Source organism: Streptomyces sp. NPDC099050, assembly GCF_044759865.1.
GTDB lineage: Bacteria > Actinomycetota > Actinomycetes > Streptomycetales > Streptomycetaceae > Streptomyces.
The window spans coordinates 1-22,552 of sequence record NZ_JBIWAE010000037.1 but is presented as its reverse complement, the minus strand read 5'-3'; the positions used below and the strand labels follow the sequence as shown (position 1 = coordinate 22,552).

Below are 22,552 nucleotides of genomic sequence, written 5' to 3'. Positions count from 1 at the left end.
CCGTCGGGTTCGTTTCGAAATCAGAAACACCTGGGGTGGATGGTAATGTTTCGAATAACGAAACGCAAGGAGGGTCATGCCGACACCGCGCCCAGGAACACCGGTTCGTGGATCGACTACCGGCCGTCCCCTCATGGCCGCGATGGACCTGTTCGGCCGTCGGTGGGCGCTGCGCATTCTCTGGGAACTGCGTGCGGGTCCGCTCGGCGCCCGCGCGCTGCTGGCACGGTGCGAAGGGCTGTCGTCCAGCGTCCTCTACCAGCGGCTCCGCGAACTCACATCGAGCGGGATCATCGCCCCCTCGGCCGATGGCTACGAGCTCACTCGACTGGGGACAGCACTCCGTGATGCCCTCCATCCGCTCGACGAATGGGCGATCACCTGGGCGCAGGAGCAAGAACACGCCGATCAGGCGCCCACGGAGACGTGAAGATCCCGCCCGACCAGGTGGAGCGGTGATCTGACGGACGCCGACTCGGGACACGGATGTCGAGCGCCCTGACGGCGTGAAGATCGGCGCCTGCTTCAACGCCTGCTTCAACGCCGGCATCATGGCGCACTCCCTCCCTCCTTGCGCGCGTCTTCGAGTTGCGCGTCACGGACTTCGAATCGGGCATGCGGGTCCGCGGCGAAGTGCTCCACGGCCGATTCCGGGTTCTGACCCTGGAGAGCTCCGGCGTCAAGAAGCCGACAGGAATGCCGTCGGCTCCTCGACGCGCGGGGGATCCGGCGGGATTCCCGCTGCTGTGACCATCGACTGGCGTCCCGACCGCGGCATCCACCGGACCGTACTCGCCCTCGGGGCGGGCGGCCTGGTGGTCGTCACCACCGGCGCGGCCCTCGACGTGATGTGGCTCTTGGGAGTCGGCGTCTGGGGGCTCATCGCGGCGATGGTGATCGAGCTCGTCTACCGGCCCGAGTGAATGCCCCGTTCTGCGCGAATGAGCGTGTCGAGTCGCTGCCGTGCGGGGGACGAGGAGTCGACCGTGCGGGGGACGAGGCGTCGACCGTGCCCTGTCGGCAACGCGTTCTGCGTCTCCGGCTGACCGGTCCGGGACAGGGTCCTGCGGGGTGGTTCATTCGAAGCCGGGAGCAGAGTGCTCACCGACGACCTTCGGCCCCGTCTTCACGAGCCGGCCGACCTCGCCCCTGCGGTCCGGAGAGCCGAAGTCGACGTGGACACGGTTCTTGCCCGCCTTCGTCTCGGGCACGCGCTGGAACCCCAGGACGAGCGGCCGGGCCGCGAGGATGACGACCTCGCCGGGCAAGAGCCCTGGTCCAGCCGGCGAATGCCGCCCGGGACGGTATCAGCCCCCGATGTCGCGCATCCGTACGTCGTCCAGTGTTTCGCGCCGTATGAGCGTCCGGGCCGTGCCTTCGTGGACCGCGATCACCGGGGGCCGGCCGACCATGTTGTAGCCGGAGGCCATGGACAGCTGGTACGCGCCCGCCACGGGGACGGCGAGCAGATCTCCGGGACGGACGTCGCCCGGCAGTTCCACACCGCCGGCGAGGACGTCGCCGGCCTCGCAGTGCCGGCCGACGACCGTCGTCGTACGCGGGGCGGCCGTCGAGTGGCGGCCGATGAGGCGGGGCGCGTAGCGCACCCCGTACAGGGCGGGCCTCGGGTTGTCGCTCATGCCGCCGTCGACGGCGACGAAGACGGTGTCACCCGTGTGTTTGACGGCGAGTACGCGGTAGAGGGCGACTCCGGCCGGTCCGACGACGGCTCGCCCCGGTTCGATGACCAGTCGGGGTACGGGCATGCCCGCGGCGGCGCAGGATTCGCCGAGCTCGGCGCGCATTCGGCGGGCGAGCGCGGTGAGATCGAGGGCGGGTTCGCCGGGCCGGTAGGCGATGCCGTGGCCGCCGCCCATGTCCAGCTCGGGCAGGACGACGCCGTGCGCGTCACGGACCCGGGCCATCAGCCCCACCATGCGGCGCAGTGCCACCAGGTACGGCTTCACTTCGGTGATCTGCGAGCCGATGTGGCAGTGCAGGCCGGTCAGTTCGAGCTGCGGCTGGTCGAGCACGCGCGCGATGGCGTGCTGCGCCGACCCGTCGGCGAGCGAGAGCCCGAACTTCTGGGCCTCCGTACCCGTACGGATCTTGGCGTGTCCCCCGGCGGAGACGCCCGGCACGACGCGCACCAGCACCTTTTGATGCCCGTCAGGTCCGACGGCGGCCGCGATCCGGGCTATCTCGGACGGACTGTCGATGACGATCCGCCCCACGCCGAGCCGCAGCGCCGCCTCCAGGTCCCGGGGCGACTTCGCGTTGCCGTGGAGCACGATGCGCGCGGCGGGGAAACCGGCGGTCACGGCGAGCTCCAACTCCCCGGCGGAGCACACGTCCAAGCCCAGCCCCTCCTCCTCCACCCAGCGCACCATCGCGCGGGAGAGGAACGCCTTGGCTGCGTAGAGAACTTCGGCCTCGGGGAGGGCGGCACGGTAGGCGCGGCAGCGCTCGCGTACCTCGCGCTCGTCCAGGACGTAGACCGGTGTGTCGAACCGGTCGGCGACCTCTGTCAAGGACACGCCGCCGACGGCAAGGTCGCCGTGCGGCAGTGGGGTGGTGGACGCGGGCCACACGGACAGTTCGCCGGCGGCGGTCAGAGCATCGGGGAGGTCGGTGATGGTCATGGTGCGGTTCCCCTTCAGACGGTTCGGGCAGTGACGTCGGGGTCCCGCGGCACTGGTGCGGTGACCGGACTGGTCGCCGTCGCCGTCGCCGTCGCCGTCGCCAACACCGCCAGGGTGGCCGCCGGAGCGGTCAGCGTCGGATCGACGGTCAGCAGCGAGGCTCCGACCGGCCCGGCCATCGCGCGGAGCGCGGACTCGGAGAGCCGGATCCAGGGCCGGCCGGCGCCGAGCGTGGCCGCCAGCCGCTCCGCACTCGTGAAGCCCACGGCGGTACGGGCGCCCAGCGGGGTGCGGAACAGGTGCACCACCACCTCCGCCCTTCCCGGCAGGACCGGCACGTACAGCGGTCCGGCCGGGACGCGTTCTTCGGGCTCCGGGTCGTCGTCGTACTGGAACAAACACATGGGGCCCTCCCAGAGGAACCACGAGTGGCAGGTGAGGCCCCGGGACGCGGGGAGGCGCTCCGGGGCACGACACCGAAGCTATCCCCGCGTCCCCACGCCTACGGTCACCCCATGACGGGACCTTGACGACGGACGGCCAAGTCCATACGGATCACTGACGCCCAGGGCAGTCCGCTTCCTTTGAGCGCATTTGCGCATGTCTGGATGTGTGCATGTGCGCAACTTTGTGGGCAACCACCTCGAACTCCGTACGCCCGTCGCTCGCCCGTACGTCCCGGAATCGGTCGTTTCCGGGACGGTCGCCCGCCGCGGCGGACGGAGCCCGGGAGGCGTCCCGAAAGGCGTCCCGAAATCGGCGGGCGCGGCGGAGAAGGGGACGGGTATTCGGGACGGTCGCATCGAGCGGCTGGGCGGGAGGGGAACACATGAACGGCGACCTGGACGAGATCGCCCGCGCTGAGCTCGTCGAGCGCGAACCGTGCCCGCGCTGCGGGGCGGCGCCCGGATCGGCCTACCGGGCCAACTCCGGCGTCGTCGCCGTCGACTACCACACCGGCCGGTACGCGAAGGTCCCCGGACTGAAGACCGGGCCCGCGATCCGCATCCCGGCCGCCCGCGGGCCCGGCCGGCCCTGGCAGCCCGGCCCCGAACCCGACCCGGGCCTGCTCGCCGCGCTGGAGCGCACCGGCGACCGGATCGGCTACGCGCGCGTCTCCAGCAAGGGCCAGGACCTCACCGGACAGGTCCGCGCCCTCAAGGAAGCCGAGTGCGTGCGCATCTACGTCGAGAAGGTCGGCACGCGGGAGAAGATCCGGCCCGAGTACAACGCCGCCCTCGCCGAACTGCGCCCGGCCGACACCCTCACCGTCACCATGCTCGACCGGCTCGGCCGCAACATGGTCGAGCTGATCACCAGCGCACAGGATGTCGCCGAGCGCGGCCAGCGGCGCCGCGACGCGCAGGAGTCCGTCACAGCCATCGCCTCGCACCTCGGCGTCGGCCGCTCCACCCTGTACCGGACGCTGTCCGCGTACGACGAAGCCACCGCCACCACCGGCCGTGGGTGACCGCCCGCTACGCCGCCATCAAGATGACTCCGTACGGCTGGGCGCTATTGGCGAACCCAGTGCCGGAACCCTGGTGATGGAGACGCCTCCCTAGCCTCTAAGGGCCACACCAGGGCGCAGCCTCAGACGCTGAGGGCGTCTGCTTTGATCAGCCCTATGACGGAATGGTCCCAGCTCACCCATGCATACGGAACTGCCGAAGACGTGCCTGGCCTCCTAGAGACAGCCGGGCCCGACCCGGAGAGTCCCGCCTGGGACGAGCTCTGGTCCCGCCTGTGTCACCAGGGGACGGTCTACCCCGCGAGCTACGCTGCCCTGCCGGCGCTGGTTGGCAAGGCGCGCCAGTTGACTGCGACAGACCGAACCATGCCCCTGCTCCTGGCCGCTTCCATCCTCGCCAGCACCGACCGGCCCTACGGGACACCTGATCCCAAAGACGCCTACGCCGCGGAGACCTCCGAGCTGATCGAGCTGGCTGAGGAGGCTCTGAGCCATCCGTCACTGGCCGACAGTCCAGAGCGCTATGTGGAACTCCTGGAAGCCCTGCTCGCCTTCGAGGGAGTCGAGGTGTGGGGGGAGCAGCTGCACGGTCTCAGCGGTGAGGAGTACGAAGTCCCCTGCCCCGCGTGCGAGGCGGAGAACTTCGTCGTCTTCGGCGAGTGCGGCTACTTCTCTACGACCGACAGCCTGTACATGAACGAGGCCACTGGGCACCGCAGGGAGTTGCAGGCTGCAGCCATCTCCTCCCTGGAAGGGCTGGCCAAGCGGCTCCACGCTCGTGCTCTCACCGACGGTCAGCACAAGGTCGCGGACGCATTGACCTACATCTTCGGAAGCGCGCACTGCGCCGAGTGCGACGCGCTCTTCCAGGTCGATCAGGCCATCGTGGCCCGCTGGAGCAACTGAGAGCCGGCGCGCTACTGACAAAACCCTGCGCCGCACTGACATCTACTCTGCGCCCGACAGCGGTGGAGAGGCGGTCCGACCCTACGGCCGCCGTCCCGTGCCGTCCCACCGGGGAGAGAGGGCTACGCAGCCCAGCAGGACCACGGCCAAGGCCAGTGCCCACAGCGCTCCGTGACGGAGCGTCAGCAGCCCGCCGGCGAGGGCTCCGAGGAGCAGGGCCGCGACCGTCACGAGGCGGCGGAGCGGTCCCGGCCCCCACGGGTCGGCCGCCAGTCCGGTCAGGGCCCTGGTGGCGACGGTGGTGGTGAGATCGGGGACGGCGAGCCGGTGCACGACGGCGTTCTGCAGGCCCATGCCGAGGGCGAGCAGGGCGATGACGCCCGGCGGCCCCGCCCCGAGCGCGGTCAGGGCGAGCGCGCCGCCCACCAGGACGGTCTGCGCCGCCACCAGCGGCGCGAACATCACGGCCGCCCCGGTGGTCCGGCGCAGCCGCCCGGCGGCCGCCGCCCCGGCCAGGAACGCGCCGACGGCGAGGAGCGAGTCCGGGGCGGACAGGGAACGGTCCCCGGCGATCGCGAAGCCGAGGAAGACCACATTGCCCGTCATATTGGCCACGAAGACGTGGCCGAGGCCCAGGTAACTCACCGCGTCGACCACACCGCTGACGAAGGTGAGGACGATCAGCAGAGGAGGCAGCACCCCGTGGGGAGATTCGGCGCCCTCCGCCTCCGGCGGGAACAGCCGCGCGGCCAGGGGGCGCAGGATCCCGCGCGACCGGGGCGGGGTGGAGGTCATGGAGTACCTCTGGTCATCGCGCGGGGCCGGTGCGGGGACCGGCGGAAGCGGAGGAGACTCGTCCCGGACCTGCTGGGGGACTCGTCCCGGACATGCTAGCCGTGGCCGGCGCACGCGCGGCGGAGCGACCCGCAGGGCGTCGGCGGACCCACGGCGCCTCCTTCCCGGGATCGGCGGGGCGTCACGGGTAGGGTCGCCGCATGGCTTACACATTCCAGGTCACGGTGGACTCCGCCACACCGCACGCGCTCGCCGACTGGTGGGCCGAGGCCCTCGGATGGCAAGTCGAGCCCAGTGACGAGGAGTTCATCCGCGAGATGATCGCCGCCGGGCGGGCGACCGCGGAGGACACCACCACCTACCGGGGCGTCCTCGTCTGGAAGACCGGCCAGGGGATCCGCCACCCCGAGGGCCTCGAACAGGCGCCCCGCATCCTCTTCCAGTTCATCGAGGAGCCCAAGACCGTCAAGAACCGCGTGCACCTCGACGTCCGCACCGGCGAGGACGACCCGCGGGCCCTGGTCGAGCGCCTCCTCGCCAAGGGGGCCGTGCACCTGCACGAAGGCAACCAGGGCCCCTCCACCTGGACCACCCTCGCCGACCCCGAGGGCAACGAGCTGTGCGTCTCCCACTGATCCGCACGACAGCTGTGCGTCTCCCACTCATCCGCACGGCATCCCGACCTAGGCTGGCCCCGTGAACGTCATCCTCTTCGGCGCGACCGGCATGATCGGCCGGGGCGTGCTCCGCGAGTGCCTGCGCGAGGAGTCCGTCGACAGCGTGCTCGCCGTCGGCCGCAGTCCCCTCGCCGTCTCCCACCCCAAACTGAGTCAGCTCGTCCGGGCCGATCCGACCGACCTGTCGCTGCCCGGCGGGCCGGACCTCGCCTCGTACGACGCGTGCTTCTTCTGCCTGGGCACCTCCTCCTTCCGCATGAAGGAGGAGGAGTACTGGCTGATCACCCACGACCTGACGCTCGCCGCCGCCCGCCCCCTCGCCGCCGCCAACCCGCGGCTGACCTTCGCCTACGTGTCCGGCGAGGGCACCGACAGCACCGAGAGCGGCCGCTCCATGTGGGCCCGGGTCAAGGGGAAGACCGAGAACGACCTGCTGAAGCTCCCCTTCGAGGCGTACATGTTCCGGCCGGGAATCGTGCAGCCGGACCGCGGCATTCCCTCCAAGACCCCGCTCTACCGCGCCGGGTACGCCGTCACCGCGCCGCTCTTCCCGCTCCTGCGGCGCTTCGCACCCGACCTGGTGACCACCACCGGGGCCCTGGGCCGCGCCATGATCGCCGTCGCCGCGGCCGGGCCCGGCGACGCGGACACCCGGCGGATCCTGCGCCCGGCGGACATCAACCGGCTGGGCGGCGAGAACCCGAACAGGGCGAAGGACCTGCGATAACGAGCCGATATTCGGTTTCGGCCAGGGCCTCCCGCACCCGAGAATGAGGCATCTCGAACCGGGAGGCACCCCATGAGCCAGGACCGCCTGACTCTGCACGACCTGATGCCCGCGCAGGCGCTGACCGAGGCCATCGACGCCGGATACGTGGCCCGCAAGGCCCACCCCGAGCTGCCGCTGTCCCTGTACAGCTACACCCGGACCGCCCAGTACGAGCAGGTCTGGAACCAGGCCACCACGCGCTGCCGCGGGCTCGTCGCCGACGACGTCACCGGCGCGGTCGTCGCGCTGCCGCTGCCCAAGTTCTTCAACGTCGGCGAGCACGGGTCCGGCCGGCCGTACGCCCCGGCCCTGCCGGAGGACGAGCCGTTCGAGGTGTACGACAAGGTCGACGGCAGTCTCGGGGTGTTCTTCCACTACGCCGGGAAATGGCGGGCCGCCACCAGGGGTTCCTTCATCAGCACGCAGGCCGTCTGGGCGCAGCGCCGCCTCGACGGACGCGACACCTCGGCGCTGGTCCCGGGTACCACCTACCTCGCGGAGATCGTGTACCCGCAGAACCGGATCGTCGTGGACTACGGGGAGCGCCGCGACCTGGTCCTGCTCGCCGCGTACGGAGCGGACGGCGCCGAGGTGCCGCTCGCCGAAGCCGCCGGGCACTGGCAGGGCATCGGCTCCGTGGTCACCGTATGGCCCGCCATGCCGCTCGGCGAACTGCTCGCGCTGACCGGGTCCAGCACCCTGCCGGGCGGCTCTCCCGCGACCGGTACCGACGCGGAGGGCTTCGTCCTGCGCTTCGCCTCGGGAGTCCGGGCCAAGGCCAAGATCGCCGAGTACGTACGCCTCCACAAGCTACTCACCGGGGCGACCGAGCGGGACATCTGGCGCGGCCACGGCATCCAGCGGTTCGCCGGCCTGCCCCTCAAGCAGCTCGCCCAGGGGCTGAACTGCACCGTCGCCGACATCGAGGCCTCCGGCGGCAAGCCGCTCGACGCCCTGCTGGAGCAGGTGCCGGACGAGTTCGACCACTGGGTGCGCTCGGTGATCGAACGCCTCGAGACCGAGGCCGCGCTCCGCGAGCGCGCCATCGACGAGGCGTACGCCTCGCTGGCCCATCTGGCCGGCGACCGGGGCGCGTTCGCCCGCGCTGCGAAGACGACGATCCGGGACAGCGGGGTCCGCGGCGCGCTCTTCCAGCGCCTCGACGGCAGGACGACCGAGCTCGTCACCTGGCGGCAGGTGCGGCCCGAGAACGCCGATCCCTTCACGAACGACGAGGAGAACTGAACCCGTGTCCGAAGCACCCGAAACCGAGACCCCCGCGCCCCCGGCCGCGTCCCCCGCGCTCCCGGTGGTCCACATCATGACGGGGTTGCCGGCCTCCGGGAAGACCACCGCCGCGCGCGCCCTCCAGGCGGAGTCCGGCGGCCGGATGCGCCGCGTCAACCTCGACGACCTGCGGGCCATGCTCGACGTGCCGGACCCGGAGCGCGCGCGCTCGTACAAGCACGAGCAGACCGTACTGGACATCCAGGACGCGGCCGTCAGCGCGGCCGTCGAGGGCGGCTTCGACGTGGTCGTCGACAACACCCACCTGACCTCGTACATCCCCAAGCGGCTGAAGGCGGCCGTCGCGGGACGGGCCACCTTCGTGGTGCACGACCACACCGACGTGCCCGTGGAGGAGTGCCTGCGGCGCGACGCCGCGCGCGAGCGCCAGGTCGGCGAGGAGATCATCCGGATACTCGCGGACAAGCACGCGAAGGCGAAGAAGGGCGGCTGGCGGCTCACCGAGGACTGGCTCAACGACCAGCCGGACGTGTCCCCGTACGTCCCCGACCCGGCGCTGCCCACGGCGGTGATGTGCGATATCGACGGCACGCTCGCGATGACCGGCGACCGCAATCCGTACGACTTCTCGCGCTGCGGCCTCGACACGCTGAACACCCCGGTGCGCGACGCGCTCGGCTCCTTCCGGCGGGCCGACGGCGACACCATCGTGCTGCTGTCCGGGCGGGGCGAGGAGCACCGGGAGCCGACCGAGGCCTGGCTGCGGGAGCACGAAGTCCCGTACGACGAGCTGTGGATGCGGGCGGCGGGCGACACGCGCCGCGACGACATCGTCAAGGCGGAGCTGTTCAACGCGCACGTGCGCGAGCGGTACGCGGTCCGGGTCTCCCTGGACGACAGGGACCGCGTGGTGGCCATCTGGCGCCGGATGGGGCTGGCGACCTGGCAGGTCAACTACGGCGACTTCTAGGACGGCCGACGGCCGGCACGGCGGCTTCCGGCCGGCTCGCCATACTGGAGGCGTGGACGAGCCGAACGTACTGATCGTGGACGGTGCCAACGTCGTGGGGTCCGTCCCGGACGGCTGGTGGCGCGACCGGCGCGGCGCCGCCGAGCGGCTGCGCGACCGGCTGGCGCTGCGCGACGAGGGCGAGGAGATCGTCCTCGTCCTCGAAGGAGCGGCCCGGGGCGTCGCCTCGGTGCCCGGCGTACGGGTGGACGAGGCCCCGGGCAGCGGCGATGACCGCATCGTGGAGCTGGCGGCCGCCTTCGCTGAGCGCGGCGGGTGCGGCGGGTGCGTCGTGGTCACGGCGGACCGGGAACTGCGGGAACGGGTACGGGCGTACGGCGCGCGGTGCGTGGGACCGCGCACGGTACGCCCGGAGGCGGCGCCTTGAGCCACCCCTGGGAGCCACCCCCTGGGCGCCACCCCTGGCCGGCTACGAGCGGCAGTAGCGGACCTCACCGAGGTTCTTGACGTAGCGGGCGGAGACCCATTGGTCGTCGCGGTCCATGGCGGCCGCGGACTTGGCCGACTTCGGGGTCATCGGCGACTTCGGGGTCATCGCGCCCTTGCGGTCCTCGTCCAGGGGCTCCCGCTCGTCCCGCTCCTCCAGCAGGTACCAGAGGTTGTTGCCGTCGACCCGCTCGCCGCGCGTCTTGCACTCGATGGCGAGCTTCTCGTGCGGGTGCACCCGGCCCACCTTGTGGGAGTGGGTGGTCGGACGGCTGCGGACGGTCAGCGGGCCGCGCGAGATGACGACGCCGCGGGCGTGCTTGCGGTCGCCGTACTCGTCGTCCCGGCCGAAGCCGTCCTCCTCGTCGGCGTCCCGGTCGGCCGGCGTCGTCAGGACCGGGCCACGGGGCGCCGAGTGGTCGGCCGCGACGGCCGTGCCCGCCCCGACCAGGCCGAGCACCAGGCTTCCGGCGGTGAGGGCGAGGATGGTCCTGGTGGGCTTCAGCATGAGCCGGCTCCTCCGAGAAACGTCTGCCCGGCCGCGTCACGCGGCACGGGGCGGCAACCGGGCGGTCGCCACCGACGACTATGGCGACGGCGGACAGGTAGGTCCCGCTGACGCACCGTGACGTAGCCCGATATGCCCAATGCGCGGGGCGGGCAGGGGCCACGCCCGCCCGGACCGCGCGACCCGGTGCCCGCCTCCGGATGCGGGTACCGGGCGGCGCCGCCAGAGTGGATGCCATGGGTATCGAGGATTACGGCGGCGGCCCCGGCGCGCAGCAGACCGGTGTCATGGTGGTGACGACGAACGACGTCCCCGGCTACCGGGTCGAGCAGGTCATCGGGGAGGTCTTCGGCCTCACCGTGCGCTCCCGCCATCTGGGCAGCCAGATCGGCGCGGGCCTGAAATCGATGATCGGCGGCGAGCTGAAGGGCCTCACCAAGACCCTGGTGGAGACCCGAAACCAGGCCATGGAACGCCTCATCGAGCAGGCGAAGGCGCGCGGCGCGAACGCCGTCCTGATGATGCGCTTCGACGTGACCGACGCGGCCGACGTCGGCACCGAGGTGTGCGCGTACGGGACGGCCGTCGTCCTGGTGCCGGCGAGCACCTGACGAGTAGCTGACGAGCACCTGACGAGCACCTGACCCCGTCGCCCGCCGGCGGCGGTTCGTGGGGGAGCGCGAGCCGAAGATCCCCATACGGCCGTGAAGGGGAGGTTTCTCCGCCCTTCGGCGAGCGGTCATTCAAATAAGTCCAGGACGGGGCGCGGCTTTGTCCATGGGCCTCCCGGTGTGCGGTCCGCAGGCTGTCAGGTCAGTGAGCGGACCGCCGGCCTCCACGGTGGGCGGTCTTCCGCCCAGGAAGCGCCGACTCCCGGAGGTCCGATGCGAACCCCCCTCTGGCCGGCCGCAGCCGCGGTGGCCGGTCTCGTGGCCACCTTGGTCGTGGCCGTGCCCGCCGCCCCCGCCGTGGCGGCCGGCCCCGTGACGATCACCTCGCCCGAGCTGTCCGTCAGCGTGGACAGCGCCTTCCCCCGCGTCATCAGCTACACCCGCACCGCCACCGGCGACGTGCTGAACGGCAACGAGGACACCATCGGCGCGATCGTCGTCAACGGAACCACCTACACCCCCACCGTCACCTCCACCCCCTCCGCCTCCGGCGTGGACTACGCGCTGGCCTTCTCCGGCGTGACCATCAAGTCCCGTCTCTCGGTGGCCGGTTCGGTGGTGGAGTTCAAGGTCACGGCGATCGAGGACACGGCCGCCCTGCGCGTACGCAGCTTCGCCATCCCCCACCACAACCTCGTCAGCGTCCGCAGCAGCCAGGCGGGCGCCGCGCTTTCCACGGCGAAGATGCACACCGCCACCACCGGCACCGGGGACACCTTCACCCCGGTCACCGCGAGCACCCCGGTCGACGCCTCCGCGACGACCGTGATGTACGGGCTGGCCAACACCGGCAAGCTGGCCGCGGCCATCGACTCCAACTCGTACTACGACGCCCCCTCCGGCGGCACCGCCAACGAGAACGGCCGGATCAGCAAGCAGGTCACCGACAAGGGCGCCTACCGCCGGGCCGGCCTGTGGAGCGGATCCTGGCTCTACCGGTCCACGGGCGCCGCCGACACCGACACCGAGCCGCTGCCCTACGTCCGCGTCGCGATCACCGCCGACCGCAACGCCGACTCCACCGTGGACTGGCAGGACGCGGCGGTCGCCTACCGCGACATCTGGACCGCTCCCACCGGCTGGCAGCAGACCGCCGACCGGGTCGTGCAGCGCATCCCCTTCAACTTCGCCTCCGCGGCCACCCACCCCTTCTCCCAGACCCTCGACGAGACCAAGCGGGTCAACCTCGCCACCGATGGCCTCGGCCAGTTCGTCCTGCTCAAGGGGTACGCCTCCGAGGGCCACGACTCGGCCCACATGGACTACAAGAACATCGGCTCCAAGCTCGGCGGCGCCACCGACCTGAACACCCTCACCACCGTCGGTCACACCTACAACGCCGACTTCGGCGTCCACGTCAACGCCACCGAGGAGTACCCGGTCTCGGCCACCTTCGACCCGGCGCACCAGACCGGCGGTCTCGGCTGGGACTGGCTGGACCAGTCGTACTACGTGGACACCCGCAAGGACGGTCAGTCCGGCGAGCGCCTCAAGCGGTTCCAGGACCTCAAGGCGGCCGCACCCGGCCTGGACTTCCTCTACGTGGACGTCTGGTACGGAGACGGCTACCTCTCGCGCAAGCTCGAACGCGAGATCGGCGGCCTCGGCTTCCAGCTCGCCACCGAGTTCCCCGCCTCCCTGACCGGACAGTCCCTCTGGCACCACTGGGCCACCGACGTCAACTACGGCGGCAGCGAACTCAAGGGCATCAACTCGAACATCGCCCGCTTCATCGCCAACCACACCAAGGACGACTGGATCGCCGCGAACCCGCTGCTCGGTGGCGCGGAGATCACCGCCTACGAGGGCTGGCAGGGCAAGCGGGACTTCACGGCCTTCCTCACCACCACCTTCGGGACCAACCTGCCGACCAAGTACCTCCAGGAATCCCCGGTCGTGAAGTGGACCGCGAACGCGGTCACCCTCGCCAACGGCACCACCGTCACCACCTCGGGCAACACCCGCAAGATCACCACGGCCGGCCGCACCGTCCTCGACGGCTCCGCCTACCTGCTCCCGCGCGACGGCAAGCTCTACCACTGGAACGACAAGGCCGCCTCCACCACCTGGACCCTGCCGGCCGGCTGGTCCTCGCCCAAGCTGTACAAGCTGACCGACACCGGCCGCCAGCTGGTCGGCGACCTGGCCGTCACCGGCGGGCAGGTCACCATCAGCGCCGCCGCGAAGACCGCCTACGTCGTGACCAACGGCGCCGCCCCCGCCCAGGCCGACCCGAACTGGGGCGAGGGCGCCCCCGTCAAGGACCCCTCCTTCTTCTCCGGCAACCTGAACGCCTGGTCCGTCACCGGGACCGGCGCCGCCGTCACCCGCAACGCCCAGGGCCAGAACGAGCTCACCATGGCCGCGAGCACCGCGCCCGCCGTCTCCCAGCAGCTCACCGGCCTCATCCCCGGCACCTACGCCGCCTCCGTCTGGGTCTCCACCCCGGCCGGACGCGCCGCCACCCTGACCGTGACCCCGGCCGGAGGCACGGCCGCCTCCGTCTACGCCGATTCCTCCACGCTGACCAACAGCCTCGGCGGCAGCGAGAAGAACGGCACCAAGATGCAGCGCATGAAGGTGCTCTTCGACGTCCCCGCGGGGCAGTCGACGGCCGCCCTCAAGCTGTCCGCGGCCTCCGGCTCCGGCACCGTCCACCTGGACGACGTACGGGTCGTCCGCTCCGCCCGCACCCCGCTGAACGGCCACTGGTTCACCGAGGACTTCGAGAACGTCGACGCGGGCTGGGGCCCCTTCGCCTTCGGCGGCGCCGGCGGCTCCGCGACCGACCCGCGCACCCACATCGCCCAGCGCAATGCCCCGTACACCCAGGCGGGCTGGAGCGGAAAGCTGGTCGACGACGTGATCAGCGGGCAGAACTCGCTGAAGTCGCACGAGGAACGGCAGGGCCTCGTCTACCGCACCCTCCCGCAGACCCTGCGGCTGATGCCCGGCCGCTCGTACAAGGTCACCTTCAGCTACGAGAACGGTTTCAGCGGCGACTATCAGTTCATCACCGGCTCCGGCAGCACCGAGACGGCCACCGCGCTGAACCAGGCCCGCACGGCGACCACCTTCACCAAGACCTTCACCGCGGGCACCGACGCCTGGATCGGCGTACGGAAGGTGACCGGCGAAGGCTCCCACAACGAGGCCGACTTCATCCTCGACGACCTCGCCGTCGACGACCTCGGCTCCGGGACCGGGGGCGAACTCCTCGTCCCCCAGACGCAGATGAGCGTCAAGGCCGTCGACAGCCAGGAGACCGCCGGCGAGAACGGCGCCGCGGCCAACGTGCTCGACGGGGACGGCGCCACCATCTGGCACACCCAGTGGTACCAGGCCACCGCGCCGATGCCGCACGAGATCACCCTCGACCTCGGAGCCTCGTACAACGTCTCCGCCCTGCACTACCTGCCCCGGCAGACGCAGAGCAACGGGCGCATCGCCGACTACCAGGTGCTCACCTCCACGGACGGGATCACCTGGGGCACCGCGGCCGCGTCCGGCACCTTCGCCAACACCACGGCCCAGCAGGACGTGGCCTTCACGGCGCGCACCGCGCGCTACGTCAAGCTCAAGGCCACGAGGGAGGTTTCGGGCAATCCGTGGACGGCGGTCGCGGAACTCAACATCGGCTACCTGCCGTGACGCCTTCCCACGGTGCCGGGGCCGGCGGCGAGGGCTCCTGGGGCTGCGGCTCCCGGGTCTGTGGGTCCTGGGTCTGTGACTCCCGGGGGGAGAGGAGCCATCGTGCCGACTGCTGTTGCACCGCCTGCTGTTGGCGGAACCGGACGGGTGCCATGCCCACCCGGCGGCTGAACAGCCTGCTGAAGTAGGCGGCATCCTCGTAACCGACCCGCCGGGCGACCCCGGCGACCGGCAGGTCGGTCCGGGCCAGCAACTCCTTCGCCCGGCTCAGGCGGATGCCGAGGAGGTACTCCTTGACCCCCTCCCCGGTACTGCCCCGCACCGCCCCGCGCAGTTCGGGGAGGCTCATCCCGAGCCGGGCGGCGTGCTCGGCCACCGAGATCGGCAGCAGGGCGTCCCGGGCCAGGGTGTCCATCACGGTGTCCCCCTGCCGCGACACCCCGGCCCGGGCGTAGCGCAGCGCGACGAGCAGCCCGTGCACGGCCGCGGCGGCCTCCACCTCCAGCAGGGGGCCGCCGAGCCGGGCCGCCCGGAGGATCCCGTCGACCACGTGCCGCACCCCGGCCGTGTCGCTGAGCGGGACCAGCGGCCGGTCGGGGCTGAGATAGCCGAGGTCGGTGTACGCCTCCACGCTGTGGCCGGTGAAATCCACGAAGCACTCGTCCCAGCCGGTCCGCGGATCGGGGCCGTAGTGGTGCTCCACCCCGGGCACGAGCCACAGCAGCGCCGGGGCCGTCACCGGCTGCGGGGCCCGCCCGCCGTGGCTGAACCAGCCCCGGCCGGCGCAGACCACCACCGCGACGTGGTGGTCGAGCACGCGCGGGCCGACCACCGGCAGCTCGCCCTGCTGCACCCCCACGCCCAGGCACACCAGCCCGAGCCGGCGGTGGTTGGCGGTCGGCGAGAAGTACCGCATCCAGCTGCTGTACGGAGGCGTTGCCATCTGCGGATTGTGATCCACAAGGCGGGGGGCGCTCAAGGGGCCGTGGACTCATGGGCGTTACGAGGCTTTCGCGTGACGGGGGTGAGGGGAGGGGCGGAAGTGACGGAAGCGAGGGGAACGGGGGACGTGACCGGTGTGACCAGTGCGCCCGCCGGCCCGTCCGGTGCCCGCTCCGGCCGGAGTCCGGCCGCCAGCCCGGCGACCACCACGGCCAGGCCCAGCCACACCGCCGGCTCCGGTACCCCGCCGCCGGTGACGGCTCCCGCGCCCGCCGCCGCGAGCGGGGCCACGCCGGTCAGCAGCCCGGCCCGGCCGGAACCCACCGCGGCCACCGTGCGGTACCAGAGGAGGAAGGCCACCGCGGTCACCATCACGGCGAGGTAGCCGGCGACGGCCCACTGGCGCGGGCTCACGGACACGAGCTCGGCGGGCCCCTCCACGCACACCGTGAGCACCGCCAGCATCACCGCGCCCATCCACACCGCGTGCAACGACACCCCCCACGCCCCGTGGCGGCGCAGCACCGGCACCGCGAGCAGGGTGAACCCCGCCTCGCAGCCCAGCGCGAGCGCGGCCCACCCGACCCCGGCCGCGTCCGTCCGGCCCGTTCCCTCCACCAGCACCGCCCCGGCGACGACCACCGGAGCGGCCAGCAGCACCCGGCGGCTGGGCCCGCGGCCCTCCAGCAGCGGACCGATCACCCCGAGCAGGACCGGCGCGCAGGCCACGGCGACCGCGATGACGGCCGGCTCCGCGTGCGCGACGCCCCGTACGACGGCCACGTTGAACAGCACCAGCCCGGTCGCGGCGACCCCCGCCAGCCACAGCCACTCCCGGCCGCGCGGGGCCCTGATCGCCACCCGGGCGACGCGGGCCAAGCCGAACAGGAGCAGCGCGGCCACCGCGTACCGGACGGCCTGCACGCCGAAGAGCGGGGCGTCCACCAGGGAGCGGGAGAGGGTGACGCTGCTGCCGACGAGGACCATGCCGGCGATGCCGGGGGCGAGGTCGCGCAGCTGCCGGGGCGAAGGGTGCGAAGGGTGGGAAGGGTTGGAAGGGTGCGCGGGGCGGGGAGGAGGTGAGTTGCTCATACCGTCGAGCCTGGCGCCACAATGGACCCATGGACAGGTCCAAAGGAAGCGCCATCCAGGGGTCCGAAACAGCCGGGTCGGACTTCCTCCAGCTCGACATCGGCCGGGCACCCGCGGGCGGCCGTACCGACTGGCTGGCCGACCGGCTGCGTGCCGCCATCGCCGACGGCACGCTCGCCGTCGGCAGCCGGCTCCCGGCCAGCCGAGTCCTCGCCGCCGAACTCCGGGTCTCCCGGGGGCTGGTCACCGAGGCGTACCAGCGGCTGGCGGAGACCGGCCAGGTGGCCGGCCGCGGCCGCGCGGGGACCGTCGTGGTGGCCGCCCCGGTGACCGGGCGGCAGCCCCGGCCCGGGCCCGCCGGGCCCGGAGCCCCCGATCCGGCGGGCCCGTTCGCCCCGGGGCCGCGGGGCGGCCCCGTCTTCGCGCTGCGCGCCGCCCCGTGCCGGATCGACCTCGCGCCGGGGGCGCCCGATCTGACCGCGTTCCCGCGTACGGCCTGGCTCCAGGCGGAGCGCCGGGTCCTGGCCGAGCTCACCCCAGCCGACTTCGGCTACGGCAACCCGCAGGGCGCCCCCGCGCTGCGCGAGGCGATCGTCGGCTGGCTCGCCCTGAACCGCGGGATCCGGGCCGCCCCCGACGAGGTGGTCGTGGTGGCGGGCGTGGCCCAGGCGCTCGGGCTGCTGGCCCAGGTGCTGCGCGCGGAGGGCGTACGGCGCGTCGCCGTGGAGGATCCCGGTTCGCTGGGGGCGCGGCTGCAACTGGAGCACGGGGGCATGCGGGTCCTGCCCGTACCGGTGGACGAGAGCGGCATCGACACCGCGGCCCTGGCGGCCGGCCCGGCCCAGGCGGTGGTGCTGACACCGGCGCACCAGTTCCCGACCGGGGTCGTCCTCGACGGGGAACGGCGCCGCGAGCTGCTCGGCTGGGCGGCGGCCGGGGGAGTCGTCATCGAGGACGACTACGACGCCGAACACCGCTACGACCGCGCCCCCGTCCCCGCGCTGCGGGCCCTGCTCCCGGAGGCCGTCTGCTACACCGGAAGCGTCTCCAAACTCCTCGCCCCCGCCCTGCGTCTGGGCTGGCTGCTGGTCCCGCCGCGCCGGCTGGACGCCGTCATCGAGGCCAAGCGCTACGCCGACCTCGGCAATCCCGTCCTCGCCCAGCTGGTGCTGGCCCGGCTGATGGCCTCGGGCGAACTGGAGCGCCACCTGCGCTTCGTGCGCCGCCGCCACCGGGCCCGCCGGGACGCGATGCTCCGGGCGATCGCCGCCGAACTGCCCGGCGCGCGGGTGCACGGGGCGGCGGCGGGGCTGCACCTGATGGTCACCTTCGAGGGAGCGGGCGGCCTCGGCGCCCCGGCGGGCTTCGACGACACCGCTCTCGCCGCCGCGGCCCTGGACCTCGGGGTCAAGGCGCACCCCCTGTCCTGGCACCGGATGACTCCGGGGGCTCCGGGCCTGGTCCTCGGCTACGCGGCGGGCACGGCGGGGGAGATCGAGGAAGGCGTCGCCGTCATCGGCGCGGCCCTGCGGGGGCTGCGGGGCCGACGTGGGGCGGGGCCGGCGGGCGCACGCCGGTCCTGAGCGGGCGGCGCCGGAGGCCGTGCGGGGGCGTGGCGGGGGCTGTGGCGGGGGCTGCGGCCGGGCCGTTCCGGAGGGCCGCGAAAAGTTTTTCGGAATCGGCGGCAACCTCCCGGGCACTCGCGCGTCGTGCGGGGGTGAAGGGCGTGATCCCGCGCCCCGCAGCCGACCGTGGAGAACCACCGTGAAGAACCTGAAGCGCGCCCCGCTGTCCGTCCGCAGGGCGGCCGGCCTCGCCGTCGCCGCCGCCGGCGCGGCCCTCGCGCTGGCCGGGCCGGCCTCCGCAGCAGCAGGGGCGTCCGCATCGCCGACCGTGGCCGTTCCCGCACCGGCGACGACCGCGCCGAGCGTGGCCCCCTCGGCCCCCACGCCCTCGGCGAGCCGGCCCCCGAGCGCGACGCCGAGCACGGCCCCCAGCGTCCGCCCGAGCTCGTCGCCGAGCACGGCTCCCAGCGCCCGCCCGAGCTCGTCGCCGAGCACGGCCCCTAGCGTCCGCCCGAGCGCGTCCCCGACCGTCGCCCCGGGCGGGACGCCGACGGCCGTCCCGAGCGCGGCTCCGAGCGGGGCCCCCGCCTCGCCCGGCCCGTCCGAGCTCGCGCATACTGGCTCCTCCGCCACCACGGCCGCACTCGGCGCCGGGGCCGCCGTGCTGATCACCGCCGGGGCCGCGACCCTGTACACCATGCGGCGCCGCGCCAACGGCTGAGGACCACCGTGCTCCACCTCGCACCTTCCCTGGGCCCCGCCACGACCGGTTTCGACCGGCCGCGGCGGGGCTTGTGGTCGTTCCTGCTGCGCCGGGAGCGCTCCTTCGCGCAGGCCCCGACCGCGCCGCCGGAGCCGTACCGGCACGGGTACACGTACGGCCATCCCTCCGAGGCGGGCGGCCCGCCGCCCACCGTGACCGAGCTCTACCACGCCCACCGGCTGCGGATGGTCCGGCTGGCGGTGCTGCTGGTGGACGATCTCGGTACGGCCGAGGACGTGGTGCAGGACGCCTTCACGGCGTTGTACCGGCGCCACGGCGAGCGGATCACGGAGGTGGACAACGCGCTGGGCTACCTGCGCACCGCCGTGGTCAACACGGCCCGGTCCGTGCTGCGCCGGCGCCGGACCGCCCGCGCGTGGACCCCGCAGGCACCCGCCGACGTCCCCTCCGCCGAAGCCTCCGTGGTCCTCGACGAGGCACACCGCGAGGTCCTCGCCGCGCTGGGTCGGCTGACGCCCAGGCGGCGGCAGGTCCTCGTGCTGCGCTACTGGGCGGACCTCAGCGAGGCGGAGATCGCCGAGACGCTGGGGATCAGCCGGGGGGCGGTCAAATCGAACGCGAGCCGTGGGCTGGACGCGCTGGAGCGGATTCTGGAGGGTCGGATATGACGCGTGGACAGGAGCCGCCTTCCGGGCCGTCAGGGACGGACGAGCGCTTCGGGGCGCCGGCCGGGCGGCCGGTCGAGCACCGGCTGCGGCAGGCCCTGGACGCCCGCGCGGCCGGGATCACCGTGCGCGAACTGCGCCCGGCGCAGCCGCCCGGGCCCGGGGCGCGGCGTCTGCAGTGGGCCTGGCCGCGCGGGTTCGCGCTGCCCCTGGCGGGGCTGGCGGCGGCCGCCGCGGTGGTGGGGTACGCCGTACTGGCGCCCGACGCTCCGGTCCGCCCGGGGCCGGTACCGGTGCCGCCGGCCGCGCCGGCGTCGCCCACGCCGACCGGCCCGACTCCCGGACCGGTCCCGGCCGATCCGTCGCCGTCGCCGTCCCCGTCGCCGTCCCCGTCACGGTCGCGGCTTTCGCCTTCGGCCGCGCCCGCGAACTCGTACAGGCCCACGGTGAGCCCGTCGCGGGTGCCGGAGGCCGGTACGGGTACGCCACGGCCCAGTTCCTCCGCCTCGGCTCCGCCGGCCCCGTCCTCGTCCCCGTCCCCGTCGCGGGCCTCGCCCTCGGCCTCGGGCCCGCCACCCACGGCCTCGCCGGGCCGCCGCTGACGGGCGGGGACGGGGACGGGCGGGTAGGGGGCGGGCGTGGACGGGGGCGGGGACGGGAACGGGGCCGGGTGCGGTGGCCGTTCGGGCCGCGCGAGTGCCACGCCGACCCCAACCATGCGCCGAAGCCGCTCCGTTGGCCGCATCCTTGGATCCTGCCGATGAGTTCGAGCGTGGGGGCGCGGGATGTGGTCAGTGGTGTCGTCGGGCGGGGTGCCCGCGGGGGAGCGGTTCGACTGGTACGCCGACATCATCTCGCGCGAGGTGATGCCGGCCGCCCTCAGCAGCGAGCGGCCGGCCGAGTTCCAGGGCGAGGCCGCCGTCGTGGACCTGGGGCCCCTGCGCGCCTCCAAGTTCACCCTGTCGCCGCTGCGTTCGCGGCGCACCCCCGCGCTGATCCGGCGCGGCGATCCGGAGCAGTACCAACTGGCCCTGCTGCGCAAGGGCGTCACGTCGATGTCCCAGCACCGCAACGCGTGCACGGCCGGGGCCGGTGACCTCATGCTGTGGGACACCTCGCGCCCCTCCGACAACGCGATGCACGCGGACGCCGGCCAGGTGCGGGCGACGATCCTGATGCTCCCCCGGGACGTACTGCCCCTGCGCCCCGAGCGGCTGGAGCGGTTGCTGGCCCGCCGCATACCGGGTGACCGCGGCATCGCGGCGATCCTGGCCTCCTTCATGACCGCCCTGGAGGACCACGCCGCCGAATGCGAGCCGCGGGAGCTGGCCAGGCTCGGCGTGGTCGCCATCGACCTCGCCACGGCCTGCCTGGCCCAGCACCTGGACGCCGAGGAGCGGATCCCCGCCGAAGCCCGGGCGGAGGTCCTCCTGCGGCGGATCCACGCCTTCATCGAGCACAACCTCGGGGACCCGGAGCTGGCACCGCCCGCCATCGCGGCCCGTCACACCATCTCCGTGCGCGCTCTCCACCAGCTCTTCCAGGGGCAGGGGGAGAGCGTCCGGGCCCGGATCCGGCGGCGCCGTCTGGAACGGTGCCGCACCGACCTGGGCCGGCCCGAACTCGCCGCCCACCGGGTGCAGTCCATCGCCGCCCGCTGGGGCTTCAGCGGGCCCGAGGTCTTCAGCCGCTCGTTCCGCGAGGCGTACGGGGTCACGCCCACGGAGTACCGCGCGCTGAGCACCGGGAGGCCGCACCGTGACACGGCATAGGCTCGCGTCATGAACGACAGCACACACGGCATACGGATCCGGCCGGGCGGCCCGGCGGACGCACAGGCAGTTCTGGACATGCTCGACTCGGCGGTGGCCTGGATGAACGCCCGCGGGAACACCGAGCAGTGGGGCACGACCCCGTACTCGCTCGTCCCCGGCGGGGTGGAGCGCGTCCAGGGGTACACGACCGAGAACGCCCCGTACATCGCCGAGCGGGACGGCGTGCCCGTCGGAGCCCTCGTCCTGGACACCGGGCCCAGCTCGAAGATGCCGATGATCCCACCGGCCGGGGAGCCCGAGCGGTACGTCCGCCTGCTGGTCTCCGACCGTCGGTACGCGGGCCTGGGCATCGGCGCGGCCCTGCTGGCCCGGGCCGTGGAGGAGACCAGGCGGGCCGGTGTGGAACTGCTGCGGGTCGACTGCTGGGCGGGCGGTACGGGCCAACTGGTCGCGTACTACGAGCGCAACGGCTTCACCCGCACCGACCCGTTCCTCTCCGGCACCTGGCCGGGCCAGGTACTGGAGCAGCGGGTCTAGGCTCAATACCAGTGACTTAGGAATCCCAGACGCGTGGGACCTTCACTGGTGGGTTGATCGGGGCCGTTTTGTGGTGCGGGGCGATGGCTACGGCATCGACTGGATCGAGTGTGGGCTGCGGCCAGAGCCGGTGCTCTGCTCGTCTGACGCCGAAGTTGGACATCTTGCGTTTGACGACGCGGGCGTTCGAGCGCCGGCGGCGCAAGGGCAGCAGGTGGCGGGCTATCTCGCGCAACCCGTCTGTGAGGGCTGTGGCCAGGCGGTCAGGGGGAAAAGGCCGCCTGCGCGGTGACTTGACGTCGGGCGAGGCGGAGGGTGCGGGTGAAAGAGAGCCGGTCGGTATCGGTGCCGGCGCCTTCGGCGGCGGTGTGCATGAGCTGGCGGATCGCATGGTGGACGAGCAGGTGGCCCCAGACCTCCTGCTCGACGCCGTCGGGCGAACGGGAGCGCAGGACCTG

The 22,552-nt window shown here is 72.9% G+C and carries 24 protein-coding genes and 2 pseudogenes; 17 read left to right on the top strand and 9 right to left on the bottom strand.

Annotated elements, in window-relative coordinates:
* Positions 1–133 precede the first annotated feature (133 nt).
* The 3 genes and pseudogenes from ACIQV3_RS37330 to ACIQV3_RS37320 all read left to right on the top strand — a co-directional run bounded on the left by ACIQV3_RS37330 (position 134) and on the right by ACIQV3_RS37320 (position 923).
* On the top strand, positions 134–430 hold the full coding sequence (locus ACIQV3_RS37330; RefSeq protein ID WP_403720852.1) for a winged helix-turn-helix transcriptional regulator: 297 nt from the start codon (positions 134–136) through the stop codon (positions 428–430).
* Between the two features lie 58 nt (positions 431–488).
* A pseudogene (locus ACIQV3_RS37325) lies at positions 489–681 on the top strand (hypothetical protein); the annotation flags it as partial.
* A gap of 65 nt (positions 682–746) precedes the next feature.
* Positions 747–923, top strand: coding sequence for a hypothetical protein (locus tag ACIQV3_RS37320; protein WP_403720850.1), 177 nt, complete (start codon positions 747–749; stop codon positions 921–923).
* Between the two features lie 153 nt (positions 924–1,076).
* Here ACIQV3_RS37320 and ACIQV3_RS37315 read toward each other — a convergent pair whose 3' ends face one another.
* From ACIQV3_RS37315 to ACIQV3_RS37305, 3 genes are read right to left on the bottom strand one after another with little or no spacing between them, the layout of a single operon-like run.
* Positions 1,077–1,268, bottom strand: coding sequence for a VOC family protein (locus ACIQV3_RS37315; RefSeq protein ID WP_403720847.1), 192 nt, complete (start codon positions 1,266–1,268; stop codon positions 1,077–1,079).
* Between the two features lie 39 nt (positions 1,269–1,307).
* On the bottom strand, positions 1,308–2,642 hold the full coding sequence (gene lysA, locus ACIQV3_RS37310; RefSeq protein WP_403720845.1) for a diaminopimelate decarboxylase: 1,335 nt from the start codon (positions 2,640–2,642) through the stop codon (positions 1,308–1,310).
* Between the two features lie 14 nt (positions 2,643–2,656).
* Complete coding sequence (locus ACIQV3_RS37305; RefSeq protein WP_403720843.1) at positions 2,657–3,046, bottom strand: SAV_915 family protein; 390 nt, start codon at positions 3,044–3,046, stop codon at positions 2,657–2,659.
* A gap of 425 nt (positions 3,047–3,471) precedes the next feature.
* Between ACIQV3_RS37305 and ACIQV3_RS37300 the strand changes: the two genes are divergently transcribed.
* Together ACIQV3_RS37300 and ACIQV3_RS37295 are read left to right on the top strand one after the other, a co-directional pair.
* Positions 3,472–4,113, top strand: coding sequence for a recombinase family protein (locus ACIQV3_RS37300; RefSeq protein WP_403720840.1), 642 nt, complete (start codon positions 3,472–3,474; stop codon positions 4,111–4,113).
* 345 nt (positions 4,114–4,458) lie between these two features.
* Positions 4,459–5,019, top strand: a complete 561-nt coding sequence (locus ACIQV3_RS37295) for a hypothetical protein (RefSeq protein WP_403720837.1) — start codon at positions 4,459–4,461, stop codon at positions 5,017–5,019.
* Positions 5,020–5,100: 81 nt separating this feature from the next.
* On the opposite strand, the gene ACIQV3_RS37290 is transcribed toward ACIQV3_RS37295, so the two are convergent.
* On the bottom strand, positions 5,101–5,814 hold the full coding sequence (locus ACIQV3_RS37290; protein ID WP_403720834.1) for a YoaK family protein: 714 nt from the start codon (positions 5,812–5,814) through the stop codon (positions 5,101–5,103).
* Between the two features lie 200 nt (positions 5,815–6,014).
* Between ACIQV3_RS37290 and ACIQV3_RS37285 the strand changes: the two genes are divergently transcribed.
* From ACIQV3_RS37285 to ACIQV3_RS37265, 5 genes are all read left to right on the top strand, one after another.
* On the top strand, positions 6,015–6,449 hold the full coding sequence (locus ACIQV3_RS37285) for a VOC family protein (protein ID WP_403720831.1): 435 nt from the start codon (positions 6,015–6,017) through the stop codon (positions 6,447–6,449).
* Positions 6,450–6,510: 61 nt separating this feature from the next.
* On the top strand, positions 6,511–7,218 hold the full coding sequence (locus ACIQV3_RS37280; protein WP_403720828.1) for an epimerase: 708 nt from the start codon (positions 6,511–6,513) through the stop codon (positions 7,216–7,218).
* 72 nt (positions 7,219–7,290) lie between these two features.
* Positions 7,291–8,505 carry an RNA ligase gene (locus ACIQV3_RS37275; RefSeq protein ID WP_403720825.1) on the top strand — a complete coding sequence of 405 codons (1,215 nt, stop codon included), beginning with the start codon at positions 7,291–7,293 and terminating at the stop codon, positions 8,503–8,505.
* 4 nt (positions 8,506–8,509) lie between these two features.
* A complete protein-coding gene (locus tag ACIQV3_RS37270; RefSeq protein ID WP_403720822.1) occupies positions 8,510–9,478 on the top strand; it encodes an AAA family ATPase in 969 nt (322 codons plus the stop codon).
* A gap of 52 nt (positions 9,479–9,530) precedes the next feature.
* Positions 9,531–9,905, top strand: a complete 375-nt coding sequence (locus tag ACIQV3_RS37265; protein ID WP_403720819.1) for an NTP pyrophosphohydrolase — start codon at positions 9,531–9,533, stop codon at positions 9,903–9,905.
* Between the two features lie 42 nt (positions 9,906–9,947).
* On the opposite strand, the gene ACIQV3_RS37260 is transcribed toward ACIQV3_RS37265, so the two are convergent.
* Positions 9,948–10,472, bottom strand: a complete 525-nt coding sequence (locus ACIQV3_RS37260; protein WP_403720816.1) for a hypothetical protein — start codon at positions 10,470–10,472, stop codon at positions 9,948–9,950.
* Between the two features lie 236 nt (positions 10,473–10,708).
* On the opposite strand from ACIQV3_RS37260, the gene ACIQV3_RS37255 reads away from it, so the two are divergent.
* Positions 10,709–11,083: a YbjQ family protein gene (locus ACIQV3_RS37255; protein ID WP_112451056.1), complete on the top strand. Its 375-nt coding sequence runs from the start codon at positions 10,709–10,711 to the stop codon at positions 11,081–11,083.
* A 273-nt stretch (positions 11,084–11,356) separates the two neighbouring features.
* Positions 11,357–14,794, top strand: coding sequence for an endo-alpha-N-acetylgalactosaminidase family protein (locus ACIQV3_RS37250; RefSeq protein WP_403720813.1), 3,438 nt, complete (start codon positions 11,357–11,359; stop codon positions 14,792–14,794).
* Here ACIQV3_RS37250 and ACIQV3_RS37245 read toward each other — a convergent pair.
* Complete coding sequence (locus ACIQV3_RS37245; RefSeq protein ID WP_403720811.1) at positions 14,772–15,737, bottom strand: helix-turn-helix domain-containing protein; 966 nt, start codon at positions 15,735–15,737, stop codon at positions 14,772–14,774. The two genes, ACIQV3_RS37250 and ACIQV3_RS37245, sit on opposite strands and share 23 nt — an antisense overlap.
* A gap of 32 nt (positions 15,738–15,769) precedes the next feature.
* Positions 15,770–16,828 (bottom strand): DMT family transporter, encoded by a 1,059-nt coding sequence (locus tag ACIQV3_RS37240; protein WP_403720808.1) that lies wholly within the window; start codon positions 16,826–16,828, stop codon positions 15,770–15,772.
* 29 nt (positions 16,829–16,857) lie between these two features.
* Between ACIQV3_RS37240 and ACIQV3_RS37235 the strand changes: the two genes are divergently transcribed.
* From ACIQV3_RS37235 to ACIQV3_RS37225, 3 genes are all read left to right on the top strand, one after another.
* On the top strand, positions 16,858–18,411 hold the full coding sequence (locus ACIQV3_RS37235; protein WP_403720803.1) for a PLP-dependent aminotransferase family protein: 1,554 nt from the start codon (positions 16,858–16,860) through the stop codon (positions 18,409–18,411).
* A gap of 181 nt (positions 18,412–18,592) precedes the next feature.
* Entirely contained in the window at positions 18,593–19,114 is a 522-nt protein-coding gene (locus tag ACIQV3_RS37230) for an LPXTG cell wall anchor domain-containing protein (protein ID WP_403720801.1), read from the top strand.
* Between the two features lie 8 nt (positions 19,115–19,122).
* Positions 19,123–19,785 carry a SigE family RNA polymerase sigma factor gene (locus tag ACIQV3_RS37225; RefSeq protein WP_403720798.1) on the top strand — a complete coding sequence of 221 codons (663 nt, stop codon included), beginning with the start codon at positions 19,123–19,125 and terminating at the stop codon, positions 19,783–19,785.
* Here ACIQV3_RS37225 and ACIQV3_RS37220 read toward each other — a convergent pair.
* On the bottom strand, positions 19,724–20,485 hold the full coding sequence (locus ACIQV3_RS37220; RefSeq protein ID WP_403720795.1) for a hypothetical protein: 762 nt from the start codon (positions 20,483–20,485) through the stop codon (positions 19,724–19,726). The two genes, ACIQV3_RS37225 and ACIQV3_RS37220, sit on opposite strands and share 62 nt — an antisense overlap.
* An 82-nt stretch (positions 20,486–20,567) precedes the next feature.
* Here ACIQV3_RS37220 and ACIQV3_RS37215 point away from each other — a divergent pair, with 82 nt between their 5' ends.
* Together ACIQV3_RS37215 and ACIQV3_RS37210 are read left to right on the top strand one after the other, a co-directional pair.
* A complete protein-coding gene (locus ACIQV3_RS37215) occupies positions 20,568–21,554 on the top strand; it encodes a helix-turn-helix domain-containing protein (RefSeq protein ID WP_403720792.1) in 987 nt (328 codons plus the stop codon).
* A gap of 9 nt (positions 21,555–21,563) precedes the next feature.
* Positions 21,564–22,094, top strand: a complete 531-nt coding sequence (locus ACIQV3_RS37210) for a GNAT family N-acetyltransferase (RefSeq protein ID WP_403720789.1) — start codon at positions 21,564–21,566, stop codon at positions 22,092–22,094.
* 263 nt (positions 22,095–22,357) lie between these two features.
* Here the strand turns inward: ACIQV3_RS37210 and ACIQV3_RS37205 are convergent.
* Positions 22,358–22,552: pseudogene (locus ACIQV3_RS37205) on the bottom strand (IS4 family transposase); the annotation flags it as partial.